At 62.2% G+C, this 2,198-nt stretch carries 3 protein-coding genes; all 3 read right to left on the reverse strand.

Translation table 11 applies throughout. The features are described from left to right. A partial coding sequence (locus tag EOA29_RS33905; protein ID WP_127222231.1) for an ABC transporter substrate-binding protein occupies positions 1-921 on the reverse strand: 921 nt, incomplete at its 3' end. Between the two features lie 170 nt (positions 922-1,091). Then, positions 1,092-1,436 carry a peptidase inhibitor family I36 protein gene (locus tag EOA29_RS33910; protein WP_126093280.1) on the reverse strand — a complete coding sequence of 115 codons (345 nt, stop codon included), beginning with the start codon at positions 1,434-1,436 and terminating at the stop codon, positions 1,092-1,094. A 167-nt stretch (positions 1,437-1,603) separates the two neighbouring features. Next, the coding region (locus EOA29_RS33915; protein ID WP_145969967.1) for a DUF1194 domain-containing protein at positions 1,604-2,198 on the reverse strand (595 nt) is incomplete at its 5' end.

Below are 2,198 nucleotides of genomic sequence, written 5' to 3' on the forward strand. Positions count from 1 at the left end.
CGTCGTCACGTCCGGCGCTTCCTTGATCAGGCCCATCTGCAGCAGCAGCTCCGCCGCGGTCTTGGAGAAGTCCTGGAAGTCCTTCGTGAAGAACTGCTTGTTCTCTTCCCGGTCGGCCCATTTCAGGTACTTGGCCGAGTCCTCGAACTCCTTGGCCGACTGCTTCACGTCGGCGCCCATGATCTCGTAGGATTTTTGCGGATCCTTCTTGATCATGTCGAGCGCGTCGAAATAGCTGTCGGCCAGCGCCTTGGCGGCATCGGGATTGGCCTTGAGGAAGTCCGGCGTGCAGCCGACGGTGTCCAGCACCATCGGATAGTCGAGCGTGGTCGCCAGGATATGCCCTTGGTCGGTCTTGTCGCGCACTGCGGAAATGAAGGGCTCATAGGTGACTGCGGCGTCGTTCTGTCCGGCAAGGAAGGCTTGCGCTGCCGCGTCAGGCTCCAGGTTGACGACCGTCACGTCCTTGGTCGACATGCCGTTCTTGTTGAGCACCCAGGCGAGCAGGAAATAGGGCGACGTGCCGGGAGCAGACGACGCGACGTTCTTGCCCTTGAGGTCGGCGACCGTCTTGATGTTGTTGCGCACGACGATGCCGTCGGCGCCGTAGGACTTGTCGAGCTGGAATATCTGCTTGGTGGTGACGCCGCTGGCGTTCCACACCATCCAGGTCTCGACAGTGGTTGCAGCGCATTGCAGATCGCCGCTGGCAATCGCCAGCGGCCGGCTCGCCTGCGGCACCTTCTTCAGCGTGACGTCGAGCCCATGTTTCTCGAAGAGGCCGGCCTGCTTGGCTAAAGTCAGCGGCGCAAATCCGGTCCATCCGCTGATACCGATGGTGAGCGACGTGGCAGCGGCAGCCGGCGCCGACATCCCGACGACCGCCGTCAAAGCCACCGCGAGAATGCTGGTCCTGTTCATCATGGTTCCCCTTTTTGTCTGGTGAGAGGAGATTGTCTCACAGAGCGCAAAAGGCTTGTCAATGAAGCAGGACCGGTCATGGACCATGGTCCAAGTCAGCGCACCGGGAGCCTCCTCAAGCGTACTTGAACTGACCGGTTGTGGCAGATCATCCGGGACGACGTCGGTGTTCAGTATTGGTCGCAATAGCACTCGGCCGACGAGATGCGGTCGTTCCAGCCGGAATCTCCGAAACCGCGAACCCTGCGATTGAGTTCGATCGAGCGACCGCGCCTGCCTGAATTCTCATAGGCAACGAGCGTGCAGCCACGGCGCACGAGCACCGAGGAGACACGATCGTTCCAGAACTGGCCGCCGCGGAAATTGACGGCGTCGTCAGGCCCCATCTCCAGCGAGCGTCCCCGGAAATTGATGTCCTCGAACAGCACGCAGGCCGCCTCGCCGTAGAATTGGGCGCTGGCGCTCCCGGCGCAAAGCAGAGATGCAAATACGGTCGGAATGAGCAGGCGTTTCATTATGATGCTTCCTTGTTCAGCCACTTCGAGCGATGCCGCCGGCCCCAGGCACTTTGCCATCGTGCCGCGCGCAGAAGCAAGCTCGCGCCTGATCGTCCAGCCGCCACCTTAGCGCTGGTATAACGCTCCAGACGGAAAACCGCTGCGCACTTTTCCTGGAATTGCTTTTAGCGGCTGTCCAGCATCCAGCCGCGATTGCGCCACATCTTTTCCCCGGCCAAGCAATCGGCTGCCGGCCGGTCGTCGGCGAGCACCACCGGCGGATGATCCGCCTCTTCCGCCGCCCATCGCTGCGATGCCGGACCGGCAAGCTCCAGCACCAGCTTGCGGCGGATCGCTTCCGGGAACTGCGTCCAATCGTTGACCGGAATCATGAAGGCGCCCGGCCCGCCGATGACGCAGTCGCTGTAGTAGCGGTCGAGATTGGCGACATCGAAGGCACCGCTGAAACCGCCGCGCGTCATCAGCGGCAGTCCATTGATGGTGATACCCTGTTTCACCACCTCGTCCCGCGTGATGTCGACCGGCGCGCCCTGGTTGTTGGGTCCGTCGCCCGAAACATCGATGACGCGCTTGGTGCCCTGAAAACCGCTTTCGGCGAAAAGGTCGCTGCCGAATTCAAGCGCGCCGGAGATCGAGGTTCGCCGCGCGCTGTCCGGCGGACTGGCATTGAGCTGCGCAACCACCCTCTCTGCATCGGCGCGATTGGCGATCACAGTCCACGGCACGACGACCCGCTGCCATCTGGTGCCGGCCCATTCG

This window comes from Mesorhizobium sp. M1E.F.Ca.ET.063.01.1.1 (assembly GCF_003998155.1).
In the GTDB taxonomy this organism is placed as follows: Bacteria; Pseudomonadota; Alphaproteobacteria; order Rhizobiales; family Rhizobiaceae; genus Mesorhizobium.

Coding starts and splice junctions, on each gene's coding strand:
- EOA29_RS33910 (WP_126093280.1), bottom strand. CDS start 1,436: ATGAAACGCCTGCTCATTCCGACCGTATTTGCATCTCTGCTTTGCGCC.